A 19,470-nucleotide genomic window follows, 5' to 3' on the forward strand; every position below is an offset into this window, starting at 1 on the left:
TGAGGTGTCCCTGTCCAGGGTTATCCACAGGGCAAAGCGGAACTTCGGGATCCGCGAGATCGTCTGCGCATGACGAATCACAGCGAAAGCACTGGATCCCCCGAAAACGGCAGCATCGAAAACGGAAGGACCGCCGGGCAGGCCGGCCCGACCGCGTACGACAGCCACGGCCCCGAGCACCAGGTCACGCTCCGCACCCCGGCCGAACTGGCCGACGCCATGCCGTATCTGCTCGGCTACCGCCCCGAGGACAGCATCGTCCTCGTCGCCCTGCACGACAGGGACGGACAGGGCCGGTTCGGCGGCCGCGCCCGGCTCGGCATTCCCGCGAACGCGGACGACTGGCCATCCGTCGCGCGGCAACTGGCCCATGGCCTGGTCACCGGGAGCGAGCGCCGAGGAGACCGGCCCGAGCAGATGGTCGCCTACCTCTGCCAGGAACCCGCGCAGGGCGAGTCCGGCCGCCAGGTCATGGAGCGACTGCGCCCGCTGGCCCAGAAGCTCCGCATCGAGTGCGGTCAGCTGGACGTGCCCGTGATCGAGGCGCTGTGCGTCTCGGACGGCCGCTTCTGGTCGTACTGCTGCAGCAACGAGGTCTGCTGTCCGTCCGACGGCCTGCCGATGGGTCTGCCCGGCACCTCGGTCCTGGCCGCCGCGGCCACCTACGCCGGCCTTCAGGTGCGCGGCACCTTGCGCGAGCTGAGGGCCAGGCTGCAGCCATGGGAGACCGCGGCCGCCCTGGAGCAGGAGATCGCCCTGGACACCGCGAACATGGCCGTGGTCCCACGGATCCTCGACGACGCCAACCGTGCGGACGTGGCCCAGGAGACGCTCGAGCTCGCCGAACGGATCATGCGCCGCCTGGCCGAGGCCGCGCCGGTGACCGGGGCCCTCGCGGCGGACATCCGCGACGACCAACTCCTCGGGTACGACGAGGCCGCGACGCTGATCCTCGGCCTGCAGGACCGCGCCACCCGAGACCGGGCGGCCGAATGGATGGAGGGCGACGACGCCGCTCCCGCGCTGCGGCTCTGGAGGGCTCTCGCCCGCCGCTGCGTCGGACCCTACGGAGAGCACGCCGCAGCACCGCTGACCCTGGCGGGTTGGGTCGCCTGGTCGTCCGGAGACGACCTCGAGGCCCGGGAGGCCCTCGCCATGGCGCTCGGCGCGGATCAGGACTATCTCTTCGCCCGCCTTCTGCACCAGGCCTGCAACGAGAACCTGGACCCGGAGTCGATCCGGCGTTGCCTGCGCGCGGAACGCCGGGATCGCGTCCGCGGGCCGGTCCCGCATGGTGAGGAGGCTGCCGTTGTGTCCACGGCGGCTGAGGCTGCTGAGCCGCGCCCGGCGCCGGAGGAGGACGGGCGATCGCGACGCCGGTCCCGTTCAGGCGCCATGGTCGGCGGACGGGCCCGTGTGGCACGGGCGGCGGACGGTGTGAAGAGCACCGTGGGCGTTCCCCGCTCGCAGGCGTCGAGGGCCGAGGGGACTCGTCCGGGCGCCGCGCGAAAGGGCAGCACGCGCCCGCGTACCTCCGGCAAACAGTCCACGCGCCACCGTGACAACCGCCCCGGCAGCGCGCGCTTGGCGGGGGACGGTACCGAGGGGGAGGCGTGAGCGACGGCCGGGAGGACTTGGGGGACGGCCCTCGCGGTGACGGTGGACGAGCGGTAGTCGTGGAGTGCCGACCGCGGCCGGTGGTCGGGAGCGGTCGGCGCACTCACCGCCATTCGGTCGGCGTGGCCGATCGCGGGCGTGACCCGGAGGAGCCCCGCCGCGTTCACCTGAGTGGCGGAGCGCCTGCACGGGCGGAGCCGTCGCCCCATACACGTCCGTCCGGATCCCCTCACCCGGCGCCGCACACGCCCGAGGTGCACCGAGCGCAGAAGAAGCCACCGCATGCATCAGTCGACCTCGCTCTCCGAGCCCTTCGAGTCCTTCGAGTCCTTCGAGCCTTCCGACGACTCTTCCGACGACTCTTCCGCCAAGGGCCGATGGGAGCCGACCTCCCGGCAGGGAGCCGATCCGCCGACGCCCGCGGTTCTCGCGGACCGTGCCGACCGATGGGCAGCCGGCGACGCAACGCGCACTTCGACGCACCCAGGAATCGACGTGTCCCTGTCCGCCTCCGTCGATCAGGAGGGGAGAGCGCCCGTCATCCCGAGCCGGCAAGGGCTTTCGACTGCGTTCATGGAAGGGGTATTGCCCGCGGCGCACGGGCGGGAGCTGCCCCGAGCCGGTTCCCCTGGGCAAGGGTCTTGTCCTCCTATGCCCACCGTGGCGGCCCCCTCGGTGGGCCGGCCCGGGTGCGCCGAAGGAGCAGCCCCGCGCAGTCCAAGCAGCGGCGGGCCTGCGGATCGGGCAGCGAATGCTTCTCGGCCGTTGAACCAGCCCTGGGTGACTGGCAGGACACCCGACCGGCACCAGACGCCGGGCGAGGGCCGGACCACGCCCGCGCCGGTCGCCCAGCCTCGCCCCGCGCCCACCTTCCCGCCTGGAGGGCCCGCCTCGCCGCCCCACGGCTCCCTGGGCCGGACTCCTCGTCGACCTGTCGAGTTACCGTCCACCCATACCGTCATGATCTGCGTCGCCCTCCCCGGCCTTGCCATCTCCTCGGAGCAGGGACAGATGACCGGCCAGGGACTGGAGGGGTTCTACCGCGCGGGCAGACGCGTGCTCTCCCGCTGCCAGGTCCGCGTGGCCGGGCGAGAACCGCTGGCGTTGCAGGCCCGGATGACGGCGGCCGACCGGGCCCGCTTCGTGGGCGCCGTGCACGTCTCCCCGCACTCCGGTCCGGACCCGGACCTCGCGGTGGAACGCGTCCGCCACGCGGACGGCAGGGAGCGGATCACGCTGCACAACGCAACCTCACGCGCCCTGCGCCTCCCCGTCGAGGTGTCCCTGGGTACGGACCTGGCGGACCTGGGCGCGATCGCATCCGGCAGAGCGGGGCCCGAAATCCCCGCCACGGTTCACGACTCGGGGCTGCGCTGGTCCGGCGCCGGCGGCAACTCGTCGGTCACGGCCCATCCACCGCCCGCGGACGCGCTGGCCTCGGTTGGGCTGCTGCGCTGGGAGTTGGATCTGCCCCCCGGCGGCAGCACCAGCGTGGAGTTGAGAGTACGGCCCGACAGGGTGGGGGCCGTCCGGGCCGTTGGCCGTACCGCGGTCGGCCCCTTCGCCGTCGCGCGGGCGTCGGGCGACGATCCCAGGGTCCGGTCGCTCCTGCGGGCGAGCGTCGAGGACCTCCAGGCTCTGCTGCTGCGCGACCCCGCCCGCCCTTCCGACACCCACCTCGCGGCCGGCGCCCCCTGGCGCTGTGGGTCGGCACCCGCCGAAGCGCTCGCCGCGGCCAGGATGACGCTGGCGCTCGGCACCCGGCTCGCCGCGGGCACGCTGCGTACCCTGGCCCGCACCCAACTCACCGGCCCAGGGCGGCAGTCCGGCCTGATCCCGGGACCACGACGGGACGCGGGCCCCCATCTGCCGCCGGCCTGCACGGCCACGGAGGCCACACTGCTCTACCCCGTCCTCCTCGCGGAAGCCCGCCGCTGGGGGCTCCCCGAGCAGCAGACGGAGGAACTGCTGCCCACTGCCGAACGCTGTCTGACCTGGCTGCGGACGACCATCGGCGACGGTACCTACCTCAACGACGCTGACCCGGGTGGCCCCGCCCGCTGCGAGACGCAGGCGCACGCGCACCGGGCGGCACTGCTCGGTGCCGATCTTCTCGACGCCTGCGGCCGGCCGGGTGCGGAGGAGTTGCGGCAGTGGGCGCGGTCGCTGCGGACGGCGTTCCGGGAGGGGTTCTGGATCGACGATCGCGGCGGAGGCCGGCCCGCGGCCGCTCGACTCCCGGACGGCAGCCCGGTGCCGTACCTGGGCGCGGCCGCCGCCCATCTGCTCGACACCGGTCTGCTCGGCGCGGGCGAACAGGCACCGGGCCTGCTCGACAAGGTGCGGACGGAACAACTCGCCAGGCTGCTCGGCGGCCCCGCCATGGACTCGGGCTGGGGGCTGAGGAGTCTGGGCACGAAGGAGCCGGGACACAACCCGTTCGGGCACAGGAGCGGGGCAGTGCGGGTGCACGAGACGGCGGTGGCCGTGGCGGGCCTCGCCGCCGCGGGCTACGAGAAGGAGGCGGGTTCGCTGTTGCATGGCGTCCTCGCGGCGGCCGAGGCCTTCGGCCACCGGTTGCCCGAGATGTACGCGGGGGAGCAGCGCACCGAGGCGAGCGCCCCACTCCCGCACCCGGCGGCCTGTCGGCCGGCCGCCACCGCCGCGGCCGCCGGCGTGCTCCTCCTGACCACGCTCGCCGGGATCCGCCCCGACGCCCCCGCCTGCTCGGTCACGCTGCGCCCCCTACGCAGCGCGCCCCTGGGTGAGATCGTCCTGACCGGCCTACGGGTGGCCGGCGCCCCCTTCTCCGTACGGGTCGGCCGGCTCGGACTCGCCATGGTCGAGGAGGCGGCCGAAGGGCTGTCACTGGGAGTGTGACCTCGCACGACGCACCACCGCACAACACCCGCGAGGAGACGGTGCGGCTCATACCGGACCGAAGTGGATCAACCATCGAGGCGACCGACGAGGGGAGTGTTTATCGTCAGGCAGACGACTATGATCGCCGCATGCCCTACGACCCGTCAGCCTTTCCGCCCTTCGCCGTAACCGTGGACCTGGTCGTGCTGACCGTGCGCCGCCATGCCCTGTGCGCGCTGGCGGTACGCAGGGGCGAACCGCCCTTCCAGGGCCGTTGGGCGCTTCCCGGTGGGTTCGTACGGGCCGACGAGGATCTGGCGCAGGCAGCGGCGCGCGAGCTGGTGGAGGAGACCGGACTGCGCGCCCATGATCCGTCCGTCCCCGCCCAGGACAACGGCGCGCATCTCGAACAGCTCGCGACCTACGGCGATCCCAAGCGGGACCCCCGGATGCGGGTCGTCAGCGTCGCCCACCTCGCCCTCGCCCCCGACCTGCCGGCGCCCCGAGCGGGCGGTGACGCCAGCAACGCGCGCTGGGCACCGGTCGACGAGCTGCTGCAGCAGGGTGGTTACGGCCGGGACGGCGAACCGGTGGCGCCGCTCGCCTTCGACCACGCCCAGATCCTCTCCGACGGCGTGGAGCGCGCCCGCTCCAAGATCGAGTACTCGTCCCTCGCCACGGCGTTCTGCCCCACCGAGTTCACCGTTGGCGAGCTCCGCCGGGTCTACGAGGCGGTGTGGGGCGTGGCGCTCGATCCACGCAACTTCCATCGCAAGGTGACGGGCACCCCGGGATTCCTCGTGCCCACCGGCGGCACGACCACACGCCAGGGCGGCCGCCCGGCACAGCTCTTCCGTGCCGGTGGCGCCACTCTGCTCAACCCGCCGATGCTGCGCCCCGAAGTGTGACGACCCGGTTCGCGGGGCGCTATGGACCGGGTCCGGGAGCCAACGGCGAGCAAGGTTCCGAAAATGTGGGGCGACGGGCCGCGAACTGGCCCTGCGCTGCCCGAAAAAACGGACATAGCGCGCTATCTTGCTACGGGTGATCCAGGCCTTCGGACTGACCAGCAATCCCCGCAAGGACCTCCCGCCCGCCGTCGACGACGTCTCCTTCGACGCGCGAGCGGGCCACGTCACCGCGCTGCTCGGCGCAGCGGGAGCGGGCAAGACCACGGCGCTCAGACTCATGCTCGAACTCCAACAGGGCCGTGGCATCACCTACTTCAGAGGCCGTCCCCTGCACCGCATCGCCCATCCCTCGCGCGAGGTCGGCGTGCTCCTCGGAGACGTGCCGGGACACCCGGCGCGCACGGTCCGCGGCCATCTGCGCATGCTGTGCGCCGCCGCCGGAGTCCCCGTCCGCAGGGCCGACGAGGTCCTCGAAGTGGTCGGCCTCGTCAGTCTGCGCGACGAACGCCTCGGCACGCTCTCGCGCGGCATGGACCGCCGACTCGGCCTCGCCTGCGCCCTGCTCCCCGACCCTCACACGCTGGTCCTCGACGACCCCGCCGACGGCCTCTCCGCGCGCGAGACCCGTTGGCTGCACAGCGTGCTGCGCGCACACGCCACGCAGGGAGGCACGGTCCTGCTCACCGTGGCCGACCCCAAGGAGGCCGCCCGCAACGCCGACCGGGTCGTCACCCTGGAGCAGGGCAGACTCGTCGCCGACCAGGACGCCGCCGAGTTCGCCCGGACCCGACTGCGCCCCCGCGTCGCCGTCCGCAGCCCGTACGCCGCGCGCCTGGCCGCTCTCCTCACGAAGGAGGCCCGCGCCGCCCAGCGCTCGGTCGAGGTCGTTCGCGAGGGCGGCAACCGCCTGTCCGTGTACGGCAGTACCTGCGCCGACATCGGTGAGGCCGCCTTCCGCCACGGCATTCTCGTCCACCAACTTGCCGACGAGGTGGGTGACATGGGGCCAGGAGCCGGAGACGTTCACCGCGCCGGGCCGACGGCTGAGGCGCTGCGGCTAGGCGAGGCGAAGGTCGGTGAGCCCGACGCCGGTCAGATCGGTCAGACGCGCGACGAGTCCCATGCTATGGATCGGGACTGTCATGCCGAGGTCGGTCAGGTTCTTCAGCAGTGCGACGACACGACTGCGTCGGACGGGCAGGGGCACGCCGATGTCGGCAAGGTCCCCGCGGCGCGGGACGACTCGACTGTGGGGGGCGGGGACCGGTATGCCGACGTCAGCCAGGTTTCCCAGACGCGGGACGACTCTCGTGCGGCAGCCGGGGATCATGATGGCGACACTGCTCAGGATCTTCTGGCGCCAGACGTCACGCGCTCGGCAGGCTCCGACCGGCGCCCCGAAGCCGTTACGCACGCCCCCGCTGCGACCCCCGCGCCCGCCCGTCCGGCATCGAGCGTGCCTGTGCCCGCGCAAAACTCTCGTCCCGCCGAAGCTCGCTCCGCCGACCCCCTCTCCCCCCTCCCGCCCCCCATCTCCGTCCGCCCCGCCCCCAGCCCCCTCCGCCCCCTGCGCTACGAGATCCGCCGTGCCGCCGGGATCGGCACGGGGTTCCTGATCGCCGGGGCCGTACTTCTCGCGTCGGCCCTCACCGCCGTGCTCACGGCCAGGATCGGGCACACCCCGCAGGCGCGGCTGCTGGCCGCGTGGCCGTGGGAGCTGCCGTTGCCGCCCGCCGCGCTCGGGGCGGGGCTGCTCGGGGCGCTGGCCTTCGGTGACGAGTTCCGCCATCCCGCCCTGGCGGCGGACCGCGGCACCGTGCCCCGCCGGCTGGGGCTGCTCGTCGCGAAGCTCCTCGTCGCCATGGCCACCGCGCTGACCCTGGCCGTCCTGACGGTCGGCTGCGACGCCGAGCTGCTCTATGTCGTCTACGGGCAGGAGCTCACGGAAGTTCCCGGCGACTGGGCGGCGCTCGGAGCGAGTTGGGCAGGGCTCGTCGTCGGGTGTGCGTGGGCCGGGGTGCTGGCGGCGGGTGTGTTCCGGTCGACCACCGCGGGACTCGCGGCCGTGCTCGCCGTACCGGTCGTCGTCGTACCCCTCGTACAAAAGGCCTTGGCGGGATCGTCCGTGCGGACGGCGGCCGGGTTTCCGCTGCGGTTGCGTGAGACGCTTCTGCTGCAGTGGCCCTTCGGGGGAGAGCGCTATCTTTCCGCTGTCGCGCGCGTGATCGCCCAACCCGTGGGCGGGGCAATGACGTTGTCGCTGACCGCGCTGCTCTGCGCGTATGCGCTCACGACCCTGCGCAGCAGGGTCCGGTGACGTCCGTCCGCACACTTTCGCCCCACCTTGTGCGCAACTCCCCGCGGGAAGCCCATTTCTTTCCGATAAGGCGTCAATTGCGATGCGGTGAGCGATCACCCTTTCGTGTGCTTTTCACCAAAGACCTCAAGGGAGTTGAGGACAGCGCCGACAAAGGATCCGTGAGTACCCTTGCGCACACCATGATGACCGCCGCCCGCTCCGCAGACTCCGGCCTCGCCGGCCCGGGCGAACTCGACCGCTACCCCTACGCCGAGGCGCACGTCGCCGACCGCGTCGCAGTCCCCGCCTGGGAGAGCGCCGACCCGGAGCTGGGCCGCGTGGGCCGGCGCGCCACGGGCAGCCGCGGACGCGGGCTGCACGGCCAACTCGTCCAGCAGCTCGGGCAGATGATCGTCTCCGGTGACCTCGGCGCGGACCGCCCCCTCGTGCCCGAGGAGATCGGTCAGCGCTTCGAGGTGTCCCGCACCGTCGTCCGTGAGTCGCTCCGCGTCCTGGAGGCCAAGGGACTGGTCAGCGCCCGTCCGAACGTCGGCACGCGCGTGCGTCCCGTCAGCGACTGGAACCTCCTCGACCCGGACATCATCGAGTGGCGGGCCTTCGGGCCGCAGCGCGACGACCAGCGGCGCGAGCTGAGCGAACTGCGCTGGACCATCGAGCCGCTCGCCGCCCGCCTCGCCGCCGGGCACGGGCGCGAGGACGTCCAGCAGCGACTCGCGGACATGGTCGAGATCATGGGTCACGCCATGGGGCAGGGTGACGCGCTCACCTTCTCCCGGGCCGACGCGGAGTTCCACTCCCTGCTCATCCAGGTCGCGGGAAACCGCATGCTGGAGCACCTCTCCGGGATCGTGTCGGCCGCGCTCCAGGTCTCCGGCGGCCCGGTCACGGGCTGCGAGCGGCCCAACGAGACGGCGCTGGCGCACCACGCCAGGATCGCCGACGCCCTGGCCGCCGGCGACGGCGCGGCGGCCGAGGCGGCCATGCGTCAACTGCTCACCGTCCACCCCGAGGTGGAGCGTGTGGTGCCGGCGCCGCGCGAGCACTGACCCCGCACCACGAGTGGCGCGGACGGGTCCGCCTCCCCCTCCTGGGGCGTCGCCCGGCCGGCCGCTCCCGTCGGACCCCGCACCATCTGTGGGATCATGCGGGGTCCGACGGCGCGACGGACTCGTGGCCCGGAGGTGCCTTGGTCTGAGCCATACGTGATCTCGTATGCCCGCGTCTGACCGTTTTTGAATGCTTACGGGGTGTGACTCGGGCCACGCGGATTGGGCGTAACGCTCGTGGGAACACTGCGATGACCTAAGAGGTGACTGCCGAGGAGGGAATACGGACGCCGTTCACGGCGCTGTGCCTCTTCCCGGCCCCCGCCCGCGCCGTCGGCCCGATCCCCAAGGCCGGTGGTCGGCTCCTGTCCGTCCCGGACGGGGCCGGAAGCCGTTTTCCAACGTTCCGAGAGGTTGTTCGTGTCGGCCAGCACATCCCGTACGCTCCCGCCGGAGATCGCCGAGTCCGTCTCTGTCATGGCTCTTATCGAGCGGGGAAAGGCTGAGGGGCAGATCGCCGGCGACGATGTGCGTCGGGCCTTCGAAGCTGACCAGATTCCGGCCACTCAGTGGAAGAACGTACTGCGCAGCCTCAACCAGATCCTCGAGGAAGAGGGTGTGACGCTGATGGTCAGTGCCGCGGAGCCCAAGCGCACCCGAAAGAGCGTCGCAGCGAAGAGTCCGGCCAAGCGCACCGCTACCAAGACCGTCGCGGCGAAGACGGTGACCACGAAGAAGGCCACCGCCACCGCCACCCCGGCGGCGCCCGCTGTCGACACGCCGCCGGTCGACGACGACGCGCCGAAGGCCGCTGCCGCGAAGAAGCCGGCCGCCAAGAAGGCGACGCCGGCCGCGAAGAAGACCGTCGCCAAGAAGACGGCGGTCAAGAAGACCACCGCCAAGAAGGACGACGCAGAGGTCCTCGAGGAAGAGGCCCTCGAGGAGACCCCCAAGGCCGGCGACGAGCCCGAGGGCGCCGAGAGCGCGGGCTTCGTGCTTTCCGACGAGGACGAGGACGACGCGCCGGCCCAGCAGGTCGCCGCGGCGGGCGCCACCGCCGACCCGGTCAAGGACTACCTCAAGCAGATCGGCAAGGTCCCCCTGCTCAACGCCGAGCAGGAGGTCGAGCTGGCCAAGCGCATCGAGGCAGGCCTGTTCGCCGAGGACAAGCTGGCCAACGCCGACAAGCTCGCTCCCAAGCTCAAGCGCGAGCTGGAGATCATCGCCGAGGACGGCCGTCGCGCCAAGAACCACCTCCTGGAGGCCAACCTCCGTCTGGTGGTCTCCCTGGCCAAGCGCTACACCGGCCGCGGCATGCTCTTCCTGGACCTCATCCAGGAGGGCAACCTCGGTCTGATCCGCGCGGTCGAGAAGTTCGACTACACCAAGGGCTACAAGTTCTCCACGTACGCCACCTGGTGGATCCGTCAGGCGATCACCCGCGCCATGGCCGACCAGGCCCGCACCATCCGTATCCCGGTGCACATGGTCGAGGTCATCAACAAGCTCGCGCGCGTGCAGCGCCAGATGCTCCAGGACCTGGGCCGCGAGCCCACCCCGGAGGAGCTGGCCAAGGAACTCGACATGACCCCGGAGAAGGTCATCGAGGTCCAGAAGTACGGCCGTGAGCCCATCTCCCTGCACACCCCGCTGGGCGAGGACGGCGACAGCGAGTTCGGTGACCTCATCGAGGACTCCGAGGCCGTCGTCCCGGCCGACGCGGTCAGCTTCACGCTCCTGCAGGAGCAGCTGCACTCCGTTCTGGACACGCTGTCCGAGCGCGAGGCGGGCGTCGTCTCCATGCGCTTCGGTCTCACCGACGGTCAGCCGAAGACCCTCGACGAGATCGGCAAGGTGTACGGCGTCACGCGCGAGCGCATCCGTCAGATCGAGTCCAAGACGATGTCGAAGCTGCGTCACCCCTCGCGTTCCCAGGTGCTGCGCGACTACCTGGACTAGATCGCGGTCCTACGACAGTCAAGGCCCGGTTCCCCTCGGGAGCCGGGCCTTGTCGTGCTGTCGCGCGGGTGCGGGGTGCGGCGCGCTGGATCACTCTGGGTTTCCGATCGTCATCCCAGTGTGAGGAGCGCGCATGCGTCGTCCCTTCATCCGGTCACTGGCCCGGCCGCTCGTTCTCGCGGCCGCGGCGACCGCCATACCGCTGCTGTCCGCCGCCCCCGCGCCCGCCGACGTCGTCGTGGGCGGTTTCCCGGTGGACATCTCCCAGAGTCCCTGGACGGTGGCCCTGTCCAGCCGTGACCGGTTCGGGGGTACGCGTGCGGGACAGTTCTGCGGCGGCGTGGCCATCAGCCGTACAACCGTGCTCACCGCGGCCCACTGCATGGGCGAGAACGTCCTGGGGGCGCCCCCGGACCAGGCGCGCGATCTGAAGGTCATCACGGGCCGCACGGACCTGCTCTCGGACCACGGCTCGGAGATCCGGGTGCGTGAGGTCTGGGTGAACCCGGCCTACGACAGCGAGACCAACGCCGGGGACTTCGCCGTGCTCACCCTGGCCGAGCCGCTGCCGCAGGACGCCACCCTCGCGATGGCCGCGGCCGGTGACCCGGCGTACGCGCCCGGCACGAGCGCCACGGTCTACGGGTGGGGCGATCTGACGGGCGGCGGCGACTACCCGCGCACACTGCGCGCCGCACGCGTGCGCGTACTGCCCGACACCCAGTGCCGGCGGGCGTACCCGGGGAGCGTCGACGGTACCTACGCGGCCGACAGCATGGTGTGCGCCGGGGAGACGGACGGCGGCCGCGACGCCTGCCAGGGGGACAGCGGCGGGCCGCTCGTCGCCCAGGGGAAGCTGATCGGGCTCGTGTCGTGGGGGAGCGGCTGCGGCCGTGCGGGCAAACCCGGCGTCTATACGCGCGTCTCCGCGGTCGTGCGGGCCCTGAGTCCGGGCCGCGTCTCCCGGGGGCCGGAGAGGGCCGCGGACGGGAGCTGACGGCGGTCCGTCGATGGACCAACGAAGAGCGGGCGGCGCGGCCCCTGGAAGCAGGGGACGCGCCGCCCGTGCGCCGGCCTGTGCCGGAGCTGGCTCGTCGTGGACGCGAGGTGTCAGCGCTCTTCTTCGGACGCGGACGCGGGAACGGACGTCAGCCGCTCCGTCTCGTCCTGTATCTCAGCGGCGATCTTCTTGAGTTCCGGCTCGAACTTGCGCCCGTGGTGGGCGCAGAAGAGCAGTTCTCCGCCGCTGAGCAGGACAACGCGAACGTATGCCTGCGCACCGCAGCGGTCGCAGCGATCGGCGGCCGTCAGCGGGCTCGCGGGGGTCAGAACAGTAGTCACGTCGCCTCTTCTCTAGCTCGACGAGCTGTCGTACCAGGGTCAACATCCAACCAGCCCTAAAACGTTCCCGCCCGGGGCTTCTTCTCGAAAAAATCTTTCGAGTCCGGCTGTCTGTTGCCGGTTGGCGGCGAATGTGCCGTATTACGTGTCTGTGTGTCGTACGGTTTCGCGCTGTCGTTCGATGTCAGGTCCTCCCGGCTGGCTTGCCGGTTGTTCATGAGGACGTGCCCGGAGCCTAAATGGTTCATGCCTCGAAGGGAACGTGATATGTGCTTCACTCCAACGAGGGATCGAACATGCATGCGACTCTGGACTACCCTGTGTTCCGACGAAGGGTGGCGCTACAACGGCTCTACCAGGCCTCGGTACCCTCTTCACGGCAACAGAGGCCGCGCCCTTACCCAGAAGGGCCCCACCTGAAATTCAGCGAGGAGCGAACCGCGTGACCGCCGAAACGTCCGTGTCGTCCACGGCTCTGCTGGCAGGAGCAGAGCGGGACGGTTCCAACTACACCGCGCGGCACCTGCTCGTCCTCGAGGGGCTCGAGGCCGTACGCAAGCGCCCGGGCATGTACATCGGGTCCACCGACAGCCGCGGCTTGATGCACTGTCTGTGGGAGATCATCGACAACTCCGTGGACGAGGCACTCGGAGGCTACTGCGACCACATCGAGGTGATCCTCCACGAGGACGCCTCGGTGGAGGTCCGGGACAACGGCCGGGGCATCCCGGTCGACGTCGAGCCCAAGACCGGCCTCTCCGGTGTCGAGGTCGTCATGACCAAGCTGCACGCCGGCGGCAAGTTCGGCGGCGGCTCCTACGCGGCCTCCGGCGGTCTGCACGGCGTCGGCGCCTCCGTGGTGAACGCCCTCTCGGCGCGCCTGGACGTCGAGGTCGACCGCGGCGGCCACACGCACGCGATCAGCTTCCGGCGCGGTGTGCCCGGCGCCTTCGCCGGGGCCGGTCCGGACGCCAGGTTCGAGGCCACCAGTGGTCTGCGCAAGGCCAAGAGGATCCCCAAGACCCGCAGCGGCACGCGCGTGCGTTACTGGGCCGACCGCCAGATCTTCCTCAAGGACGCCAAGCTCTCCCTGGAGAACCTCCACCAGCGCGCCCGCCAGACGGCGTTCCTGGTGCCCGGCCTGACCATCGTCGTCCGGGACGAGTTCGGCCTCGGCGAGGGCGGCAGCAAGGGCGAGGAGTCCTTCCGCTTCGACGGCGGCATCAGCGAGTTCTGCGAGTACCTGGCCACCGACAAGCCGGTCTGCGACGTGCTCCGCTTCTCCGGCCAGGGCACCTTCAAGGAGACCGTGCCGGTCCTCGACGAGCACGGCCAGATGACCCCGACCCAGGTCACCCGTGAACTCGACGTCGACGTGGCCATGCGGTGGGGCACGGGATACGACACGACCCTGAAGTCGTTCGTGAACATCATCGCCACCCCCAAGGGCGGCACCCACGTCGCGGGCTTCGAGACGGCCGTCAGCAGCACGCTCAACGAGGTCCTGCGCGCCAAGAAACTGCTGCGCGTCGCCGAGGACGACATCGTCAAGGACGACGCCCTCGAAGGGCTCACCGCGGTCGTCACCGTCCGACTGGCCGAGCCCCAGTTCGAGGGCCAGACCAAGGAGGTCCTCGGCACCTCGGCGGCCCGCCGCATCGTGAACACCGTGATCACCAGGGAGCTCAAGGCATTCCTGACCTCCACCAAGCGGGACGCCGCCGCGCAGGCGCGCGTCGTGATGGAGAAGGCCGTCGCCGCCGCGCGTACCCGTATCGCGGCCCGCCAGCACAAGGACGCACAGCGCCGCAAGACGGCTCTGGAGTCCTCCTCGCTGCCCGCGAAGCTCGCGGACTGCCGCAGCGACGACGTGGACCGCAGCGAACTGTTCATCGTCGAGGGCGACTCCGCGCTCGGCACCGCCAAGCTCGCCCGGAACTCCGAGTTCCAGGCGCTGCTGCCGATCCGCGGCAAGATCCTCAACGTCCAGAAGTCGTCCGTGACCGACATGCTGAAGAACGCCGAGTGCGGCGCGATCATCCAGGTCATAGGAGCGGGTTCCGGACGGACCTTCGACATCGACGCGGCACGCTACGGCAAGATCATCATGATGACCGACGCCGACGTCGACGGCTCGCACATCCGGACCCTGCTGCTGACGCTCTTCCACCGCTACATGCGGCCGATGGTCGAGGCGGGACGGGTCTTCGCCGCGGTGCCGCCGCTGCACCGGATCGAGATCGTGCAACCGAAGAAGGGGCAGGACAAGTACGTCTACACGTACTCGGACCGCGAGCTGCGCGACAAGCTCCTCGAGCTCCAGAGCAAGGGCATCCGGTACAAGGACTCCATCCAGCGTTACAAGGGTCTCGGCGAGATGGACGCCGACCAGCTGGCCGAGACGACGATGGACCCCCGCCACCGCACCCTGCGCCGGATCAACCTGTCCGACCTGGACTCGGCCGAGCAGGTCTTCGATCTGCTGATGGGCAACGACGTGGCACCCCGCAAGGAGTTCATCTCCAGTTCGGCGGCGACGCTGGACCGCTCCCGCATCGACGCGTAGCCGCTGCGCTCGGCTTGGGCCGGACGGGGCGAGGGGCGATGGGGGGGGCGTCGGGTAGGGGAGCCGATTCCGTAGGGCCACTCGCCCTTCGGCATGCCAAGTCGCGGTTCTCCACCCGTGGGTGGACGTCGGGGCGGTTCACGGATCCACCCGGGGTCCACCCACGGTCCGATCTGGTGACCTGCGGGTTTCCGTAGTGTCGAAGGCGTCGGCAGTGCTCGCTGTCGTGACTCCCTTCCTCGCCTCGGAGGCTCAGATGTCCGGGTTCGTCAACGCGCTGATGATCGCGGCCGTGGTCGTCCTGGTGATCGTCCGCCAGTTCCGCGCACAGCGGATAGGCACGGGGCGGCGCTGGTGGCTCGTCCCCGTGATCCTCGCCGTCGTAGCGCTGCGCGAACCCGGCATCGTGGACGCCCACCACCGCACGGAGTCGATCGTGCTGCTCGGCGTCGAGCTGCTCATAGGCCTCGCCACGGGAGCCGGCTGGGCCTGGACCACCCGCGTCTGGGCGGATCCGGACGGCGCGGTGTGGAGCAAGAGCACCAAGGCGAGCGTGACCGTGTGGATCATCGGTATCGCCCTGCGCGTCGGCCTCTTCGCGCTGGGCTCCGCGCTCGGCGTCCACCAGGACAGCTCCGCCCTGCTCGTCGCTCTCGCGGCCACCTTGCTCGTCCGTGGCGGGATCCTGGTCTGGCGGACCCAGTCCGTCACGCCCGCTGCCTCCGCGACCACGGCGTACGGTGACTCCATGGTCCGCCCCACGCGGAAGGAGCGCGTGTGACGCAGAACGCCTGGATGCGCTGGCCGTCGCGGGAGGCACTCGGCCGGCAAGGCACCTCGCGGCCCCGGCGTCTGATGGCCTGGGTCGTGCGGGTGTTCGCCCTCGGAATCCTGCTGTGGGGAGCCTTCGACAGCAATCACGTCCACGGGTGGGTGACGGTCGTCGGCGGCGTCGGAGTGGTCGTGGCCGGCGGCCTGGCGTGGGCCCTGTACCGGACCACGTTCCAGCACCGGCTGTGGCCCTCCCTGGGGATCCTGCTCCTGCTCATCGCGCTGGCGGTCGGGGCCAACGCTCTGGGATTCCGAACGCTGGGCCTCGTCCTCTGGTGCGGCTGCGCCGTCACCGCGCTGGAACGGCTGCCGCTGGCGGCCGCCCTGCCGACCGCGTCCGTGGCCCTCGCGGCGTACGCCGCCGTCAACAACGACGTGTGGCTGACCACGGCGGCCACGACCGCAGGACTGGCCCTCGCCGGTTACGTGCTGAGGCTCGACGCGGAGGCCCGGGGCAGTGCCCAGCGGCTCCTGGCCCAGGAGCGAGCCGCCCGGGCCGCCGAGGCGGAGTCGGCGGCGCTCGCCGAGCGGGCCAGGATCGCCCGCGAGATCCACGACGTACTGGCCCACAGCCTCTCGGCGCAGCTCGTGCACCTGGAGGCGGCCCGGCTGCTGATCGAGCGGGGTGCAGATCGGGAGCAGATACTGGAGCGGGTCGTGGCGGCGCGGGGCATGGCACGCGACGGTCTCGACGAGACACGGCAGGCGCTGTCCGCGCTGCGGGGCGAGATGACCCCGCTGGAGGACTTCCTGACGCAGCTCGTGGGCACGACGGTCGGCGCGGAGGTCACCGTTACGGGTGATCGGAAGCCACTGCCCGCGGAGGCATCGCAGGCGGTGCGGCGGGTCGCCCAGGAGGCCCTGACAAACGTCCGCAAGCATGCGCCGGGCGCCAAGGTACGGGTGCGGCTGGACTACGCCGATCACCAAGTGACGCTGGACGTACGGGACTCGGGCGGACCGCCGGGAGATCTGGCCGGGGCGGGCGCCGGGTACGGTCTGCTGGGCATGCGCGAGCGTGCCGAGCTGCTGGGCGGCTCGCTGGACGCCGGGCCGGACGAGGAGGGGTTCGTGGTGACGCTGAGGGTGCCCGTATGACGGAAGGGGAGGGGAAGCGGCCCGCGCGCGTGGTGGTCGCGGACGACCAGACCGTCGTCCGCGAGGGCATCGTGATGCTGCTCGGGCTGTTGCCCGGAGTCGAGGTCGTCGGTGCTGCGGGGGACGGGGAGGAGGCGGTGCGGCTCGTCGACGAACTCGCCCCGGACGTCGTGCTGATGGATCTGCGCATGCCTCGCTGCGACGGCGTGGAGGCGACCCGGCGCATCCGCGCCGAGTACCCCGGGACCCAGGTCGTGGTGCTGACCACCTTCGCCGACGACGAGTCGCTGTTCCCGGCGCTGCGGGCCGGGGCGCGGGGATATCTCACCAAGGACGCGGGAGGGGACGAGATCGTACGGGCCGTGCACAGCGTGCTGTCCGGGGACGCGGGGCTGTCGCCGAGCATCCAACGGCGGCTGCTGGAGCGACTGTCGGAGCCCGCGCCGCGGCCGACGGAACCGGCCGAGCCGCCCGACGGGCTCACCGCCCGGGAGATCGAGGTGCTGGAACTGATCTCCGAAGGGCTCAGCAACACGGAGATCGGCCGCAAGCTGCATGTGTCGACGGCGACCGTGAAGACCCACATCAACAACATCTTCACCAAGACCGGCCTCAAGGACCGTGCCCAGGCGGTGCGTTACGCCTACGCGAAGGGGATCGCCCGCCCACCAGCGGGGTGAGTCACCTGATGGGGTGAAGAGCGCGGGGAAGAGAAGTCGGGGATGGTCCCGTTCTGTCCATCCTTGAGCATGCAGTCAAGCAACAGTCGTCCTCGCGGAAGCGGGGATGGTGCGCAGCGTTCGACCGAGCACGGTGAGGGGCATGTCCCGCGACCGGCCGAGGCGCCCGGAGGCATGCGGTACGACGACCCGTGGTACGACGCGCTGGCGTCCGGCTGGGGCGAGACGGACGGTGTCGGCGCGCCCGCGACCGGCGGCGGGCCGGGCCGGGGCGCGGAGGAGGAGGGGTTGTCGGCGGCGGGCGACATCTACCTCGAAGTGCAACGCAGCGCGGCGTTCCAGGAAGTGCGCAGCCGCTATCGGCGGTTCGTGGTGCCGGGAGTCCTCGTCTTCCTCACCTGGTACGTGGGATACGTCGTGACGGCCACGACCGCTCCCGGGCTGATGGCTCGGCCGGTGGCCGGAGCGGTGAACGTGGCCATGCTCGCGGGGCTGGGGCAGTTCCTGACCACCTTCGTGCTCGCCTGGGCCTATGCCCGGCACGCCCGGCTGCGCAGGGACCGGGCGGCGCTCGAACTGCGGTGGGACACGCAGGAGCTGACCCGTGCGGCCCGGGGAAGTGCCTCATGACGGGGCACCATCAGACGCTGGCGTTGTTGCTGTTCAGCGGGTTCGTCGCGGTCACGCTGGCGATCACGACCTGGGTGAGCCGCAACCGGCGCGGTTCGGCGGAGGAGTTCTACGCCGGGGGCCGTCTCTTCTCCCCGCTGGAGAATGGTTTTGCCATCGCCGGGGACTACATGTCGGCCGCGTCCTTCCTAGGCGTCACCGGGCTGATCGCGCTGTACGGCTACGACGGGATGCTGTACGTGGTCGGCTTCCTGGTGGCCTGGCTGCTGGTGTTGTTCCTCGTCGCCGAACTGGTGCGCAACTGCGGGCGGTTCACGCTCGCCGACGTGGTGGTGGCGCGGATGAGTGAGCGGCCGGTGCGCACCGCGGCGGGAACTTCCTCGGTCACCGTGTCCGTTCTGTATCTGGTGGCGCAGATGGTGGGCGCGGGAAGCCTGGTCGCGCTGCTGCTCGGGGGGACGAGTACGGCGGCGCGGGCCTGGACCGTCATCGGCGTCGGCACGCTCATGGTGATCTATGTGTCGTTGGGAGGGATGCGGGCCACCACCTGGATCCAGATCGTCAAGGCGGTTCTGCTGCTGAGCGGTACGGTCGCGCTCACCGTGCTCGTCCTGCTGCGTTTCCACGGCGACTTCGACCGCTTGCTCCTGACGGCGGCCGAACGCAGTGGACACGGCGACGCGTTCCTGGCGCCGGGGCTGAAGTACGGCGGGGACTGGACGGCCCGTCTCGACTTCATCAGCCTGGGCCTGGCGCTGGTGCTGGGCACCGCGGGGCTGCCGCACATCCTGTCCCGTTTCTACACCGTGCCCACCGCCAGGGCGGCACGGCGCTCGGTGCTCTGGTCGATCGGGCTCATCGGCGGGTTCTACCTGATGACGATCGTCCTCGGCTTCGCGGCGGCCGCGATCGTCGGGCCGGAGGCGGTGCGCGGATCGAACGCGGCGGGCAACACGGCGGTTCCGTTGCTCGCGCTCGACCTGGGAGGCGGTGCCGACTCCACGGGAGGAACGGTGCTGTTCGCCGTGGTCGCCGCCATCGCCTTCGCCACCATCCTCGCCGTGGTGGCCGGGATCACTCTCGCCTCCTCGGCCTCCGTGGCGCACGACCTGTACGCGTCGCTGCGGCGCAGCCATGCCAAGCCGCGCAGCGAGGTGACCGTCGCGCGCGTCGCCTCCGTCGGCATCGGCGTCGTCGCGATCGCCCTCGGACTGCTGGCGCGTGACCTCAACGTCGCCTTCCTGGTGGGCCTCGCCTTCGCGGTCGCCGCCTCCGCCAACCTCCCCGTGCTGCTCTACTCGCTGTTCTGGCGCGGGTTCACCACTCGCGGCGCGGTGTGGTCCGTGTACGGCGGGCTCGTCCCCGCACTGGCGCTCGTGGTGCTGTCGCCGGTGGTGTCGGGCAGCCCCGAATCGCTGTTCCCGGGCGTCGACTTCCAGTACTTCCCGTTGCAGAACCCCGGCATCGTGTCGATCCCGCTGGGCTTCCTCGCCGGCTGGCTCGGCACGGTCACCTCGGCCGAGGTGCCGGACGAGGCCAAGCACGCGGAGACCGAGGTGCGGTCGCTGACGGGAGCGGGGGCCGTATAGGGGGAGGGGCGCCCCGTCGT

14 protein-coding genes are annotated in these 19,470 nt (G+C 71.2%); 13 read left to right on the top strand and 1 reads right to left on the bottom strand.

What is annotated here, in order from left to right:
* Window positions 1-69: 69 nt before the first annotated feature.
* The 7 genes from MKW14_RS26625 to MKW14_RS26655 all read left to right on the top strand — a co-directional run bounded on the left by MKW14_RS26625 (window position 70) and on the right by MKW14_RS26655 (window position 11,712).
* The gene (locus tag MKW14_RS26625; protein WP_240866183.1) at window positions 70-1,617 is read left to right on the top strand and encodes a DUF4192 domain-containing protein; all 1,548 of its coding nucleotides are present in this window, start codon (window positions 70-72) and stop codon (window positions 1,615-1,617) included.
* A gap of 960 nt (window positions 1,618-2,577) precedes the next feature.
* The gene (locus tag MKW14_RS26630) at window positions 2,578-4,497 is read left to right on the top strand and encodes a glycogen debranching N-terminal domain-containing protein (protein WP_240866184.1); all 1,920 of its coding nucleotides are present in this window, start codon (window positions 2,578-2,580) and stop codon (window positions 4,495-4,497) included.
* 131 nt (window positions 4,498-4,628) lie between these two features.
* Window positions 4,629-5,387 (top strand): NUDIX hydrolase, encoded by a 759-nt coding sequence (locus MKW14_RS26635; RefSeq protein ID WP_240866185.1) that lies wholly within the window; start codon window positions 4,629-4,631, stop codon window positions 5,385-5,387.
* A gap of 136 nt (window positions 5,388-5,523) precedes the next feature.
* Entirely contained in the window at window positions 5,524-7,707 is a 2,184-nt protein-coding gene (locus MKW14_RS26640) for an ABC transporter ATP-binding protein (protein ID WP_240866186.1), read from the top strand.
* A gap of 161 nt (window positions 7,708-7,868) precedes the next feature.
* Window positions 7,869-8,756, top strand: a complete 888-nt coding sequence (locus tag MKW14_RS26645; protein WP_240866187.1) for a FadR/GntR family transcriptional regulator — start codon at window positions 7,869-7,871, stop codon at window positions 8,754-8,756.
* 420 nt (window positions 8,757-9,176) lie between these two features.
* The gene (locus tag MKW14_RS26650; RefSeq protein ID WP_308314636.1) at window positions 9,177-10,715 is read left to right on the top strand and encodes an RNA polymerase sigma factor; all 1,539 of its coding nucleotides are present in this window, start codon (window positions 9,177-9,179) and stop codon (window positions 10,713-10,715) included.
* 133 nt (window positions 10,716-10,848) lie between these two features.
* Complete coding sequence (locus tag MKW14_RS26655) at window positions 10,849-11,712, top strand: S1 family peptidase (protein ID WP_240866188.1); 864 nt, start codon at window positions 10,849-10,851, stop codon at window positions 11,710-11,712.
* 113 nt (window positions 11,713-11,825) lie between these two features.
* Here MKW14_RS26655 and MKW14_RS26660 read toward each other — a convergent pair whose 3' ends face one another.
* The gene (locus MKW14_RS26660) at window positions 11,826-12,056 is read right to left on the bottom strand and encodes a DUF7455 domain-containing protein (RefSeq protein ID WP_030945102.1); all 231 of its coding nucleotides are present in this window, start codon (window positions 12,054-12,056) and stop codon (window positions 11,826-11,828) included.
* Window positions 12,057-12,498: 442 nt separating this feature from the next.
* On the opposite strand from MKW14_RS26660, the gene MKW14_RS26665 reads away from it, so the two are divergent.
* From MKW14_RS26665 to MKW14_RS26690, 6 genes are all read left to right on the top strand, one after another.
* Window positions 12,499-14,622 carry a DNA gyrase/topoisomerase IV subunit B gene (locus tag MKW14_RS26665; protein ID WP_240866189.1) on the top strand — a complete coding sequence of 708 codons (2,124 nt, stop codon included), beginning with the start codon at window positions 12,499-12,501 and terminating at the stop codon, window positions 14,620-14,622.
* A 256-nt stretch (window positions 14,623-14,878) separates the two neighbouring features.
* Window positions 14,879-15,403, top strand: coding sequence for a DUF1453 domain-containing protein (locus tag MKW14_RS26670; RefSeq protein ID WP_240866308.1), 525 nt, complete (start codon window positions 14,879-14,881; stop codon window positions 15,401-15,403).
* Complete coding sequence (locus tag MKW14_RS26675; protein ID WP_240866191.1) at window positions 15,400-16,551, top strand: sensor histidine kinase; 1,152 nt, start codon at window positions 15,400-15,402, stop codon at window positions 16,549-16,551. Before MKW14_RS26670 ends, MKW14_RS26675 begins: the two co-directional genes overlap by 4 nt.
* Window positions 16,548-17,231, top strand: a complete 684-nt coding sequence (locus MKW14_RS26680) for a response regulator transcription factor (protein ID WP_240866193.1) — start codon at window positions 16,548-16,550, stop codon at window positions 17,229-17,231. The genes MKW14_RS26675 and MKW14_RS26680 overlap by 4 nt, the downstream gene beginning before the upstream one ends.
* Window positions 17,232-17,300: 69 nt before the next feature.
* On the top strand, window positions 17,301-17,861 hold the full coding sequence (locus MKW14_RS26685; protein WP_240866311.1) for a DUF485 domain-containing protein: 561 nt from the start codon (window positions 17,301-17,303) through the stop codon (window positions 17,859-17,861).
* Window positions 17,858-19,450: a monocarboxylic acid transporter gene (locus MKW14_RS26690; RefSeq protein WP_240866195.1), complete on the top strand. Its 1,593-nt coding sequence runs from the start codon at window positions 17,858-17,860 to the stop codon at window positions 19,448-19,450. Before MKW14_RS26685 ends, MKW14_RS26690 begins: the two co-directional genes overlap by 4 nt.
* Window positions 19,451-19,470 lie beyond the last annotated feature (20 nt).

It is taken from the genome of Streptomyces gilvus (assembly GCF_022513565.1).
In the GTDB taxonomy this organism is placed as follows: Bacteria; Actinomycetota; Actinomycetes; order Streptomycetales; family Streptomycetaceae; genus Streptomyces; species Streptomyces gilvus.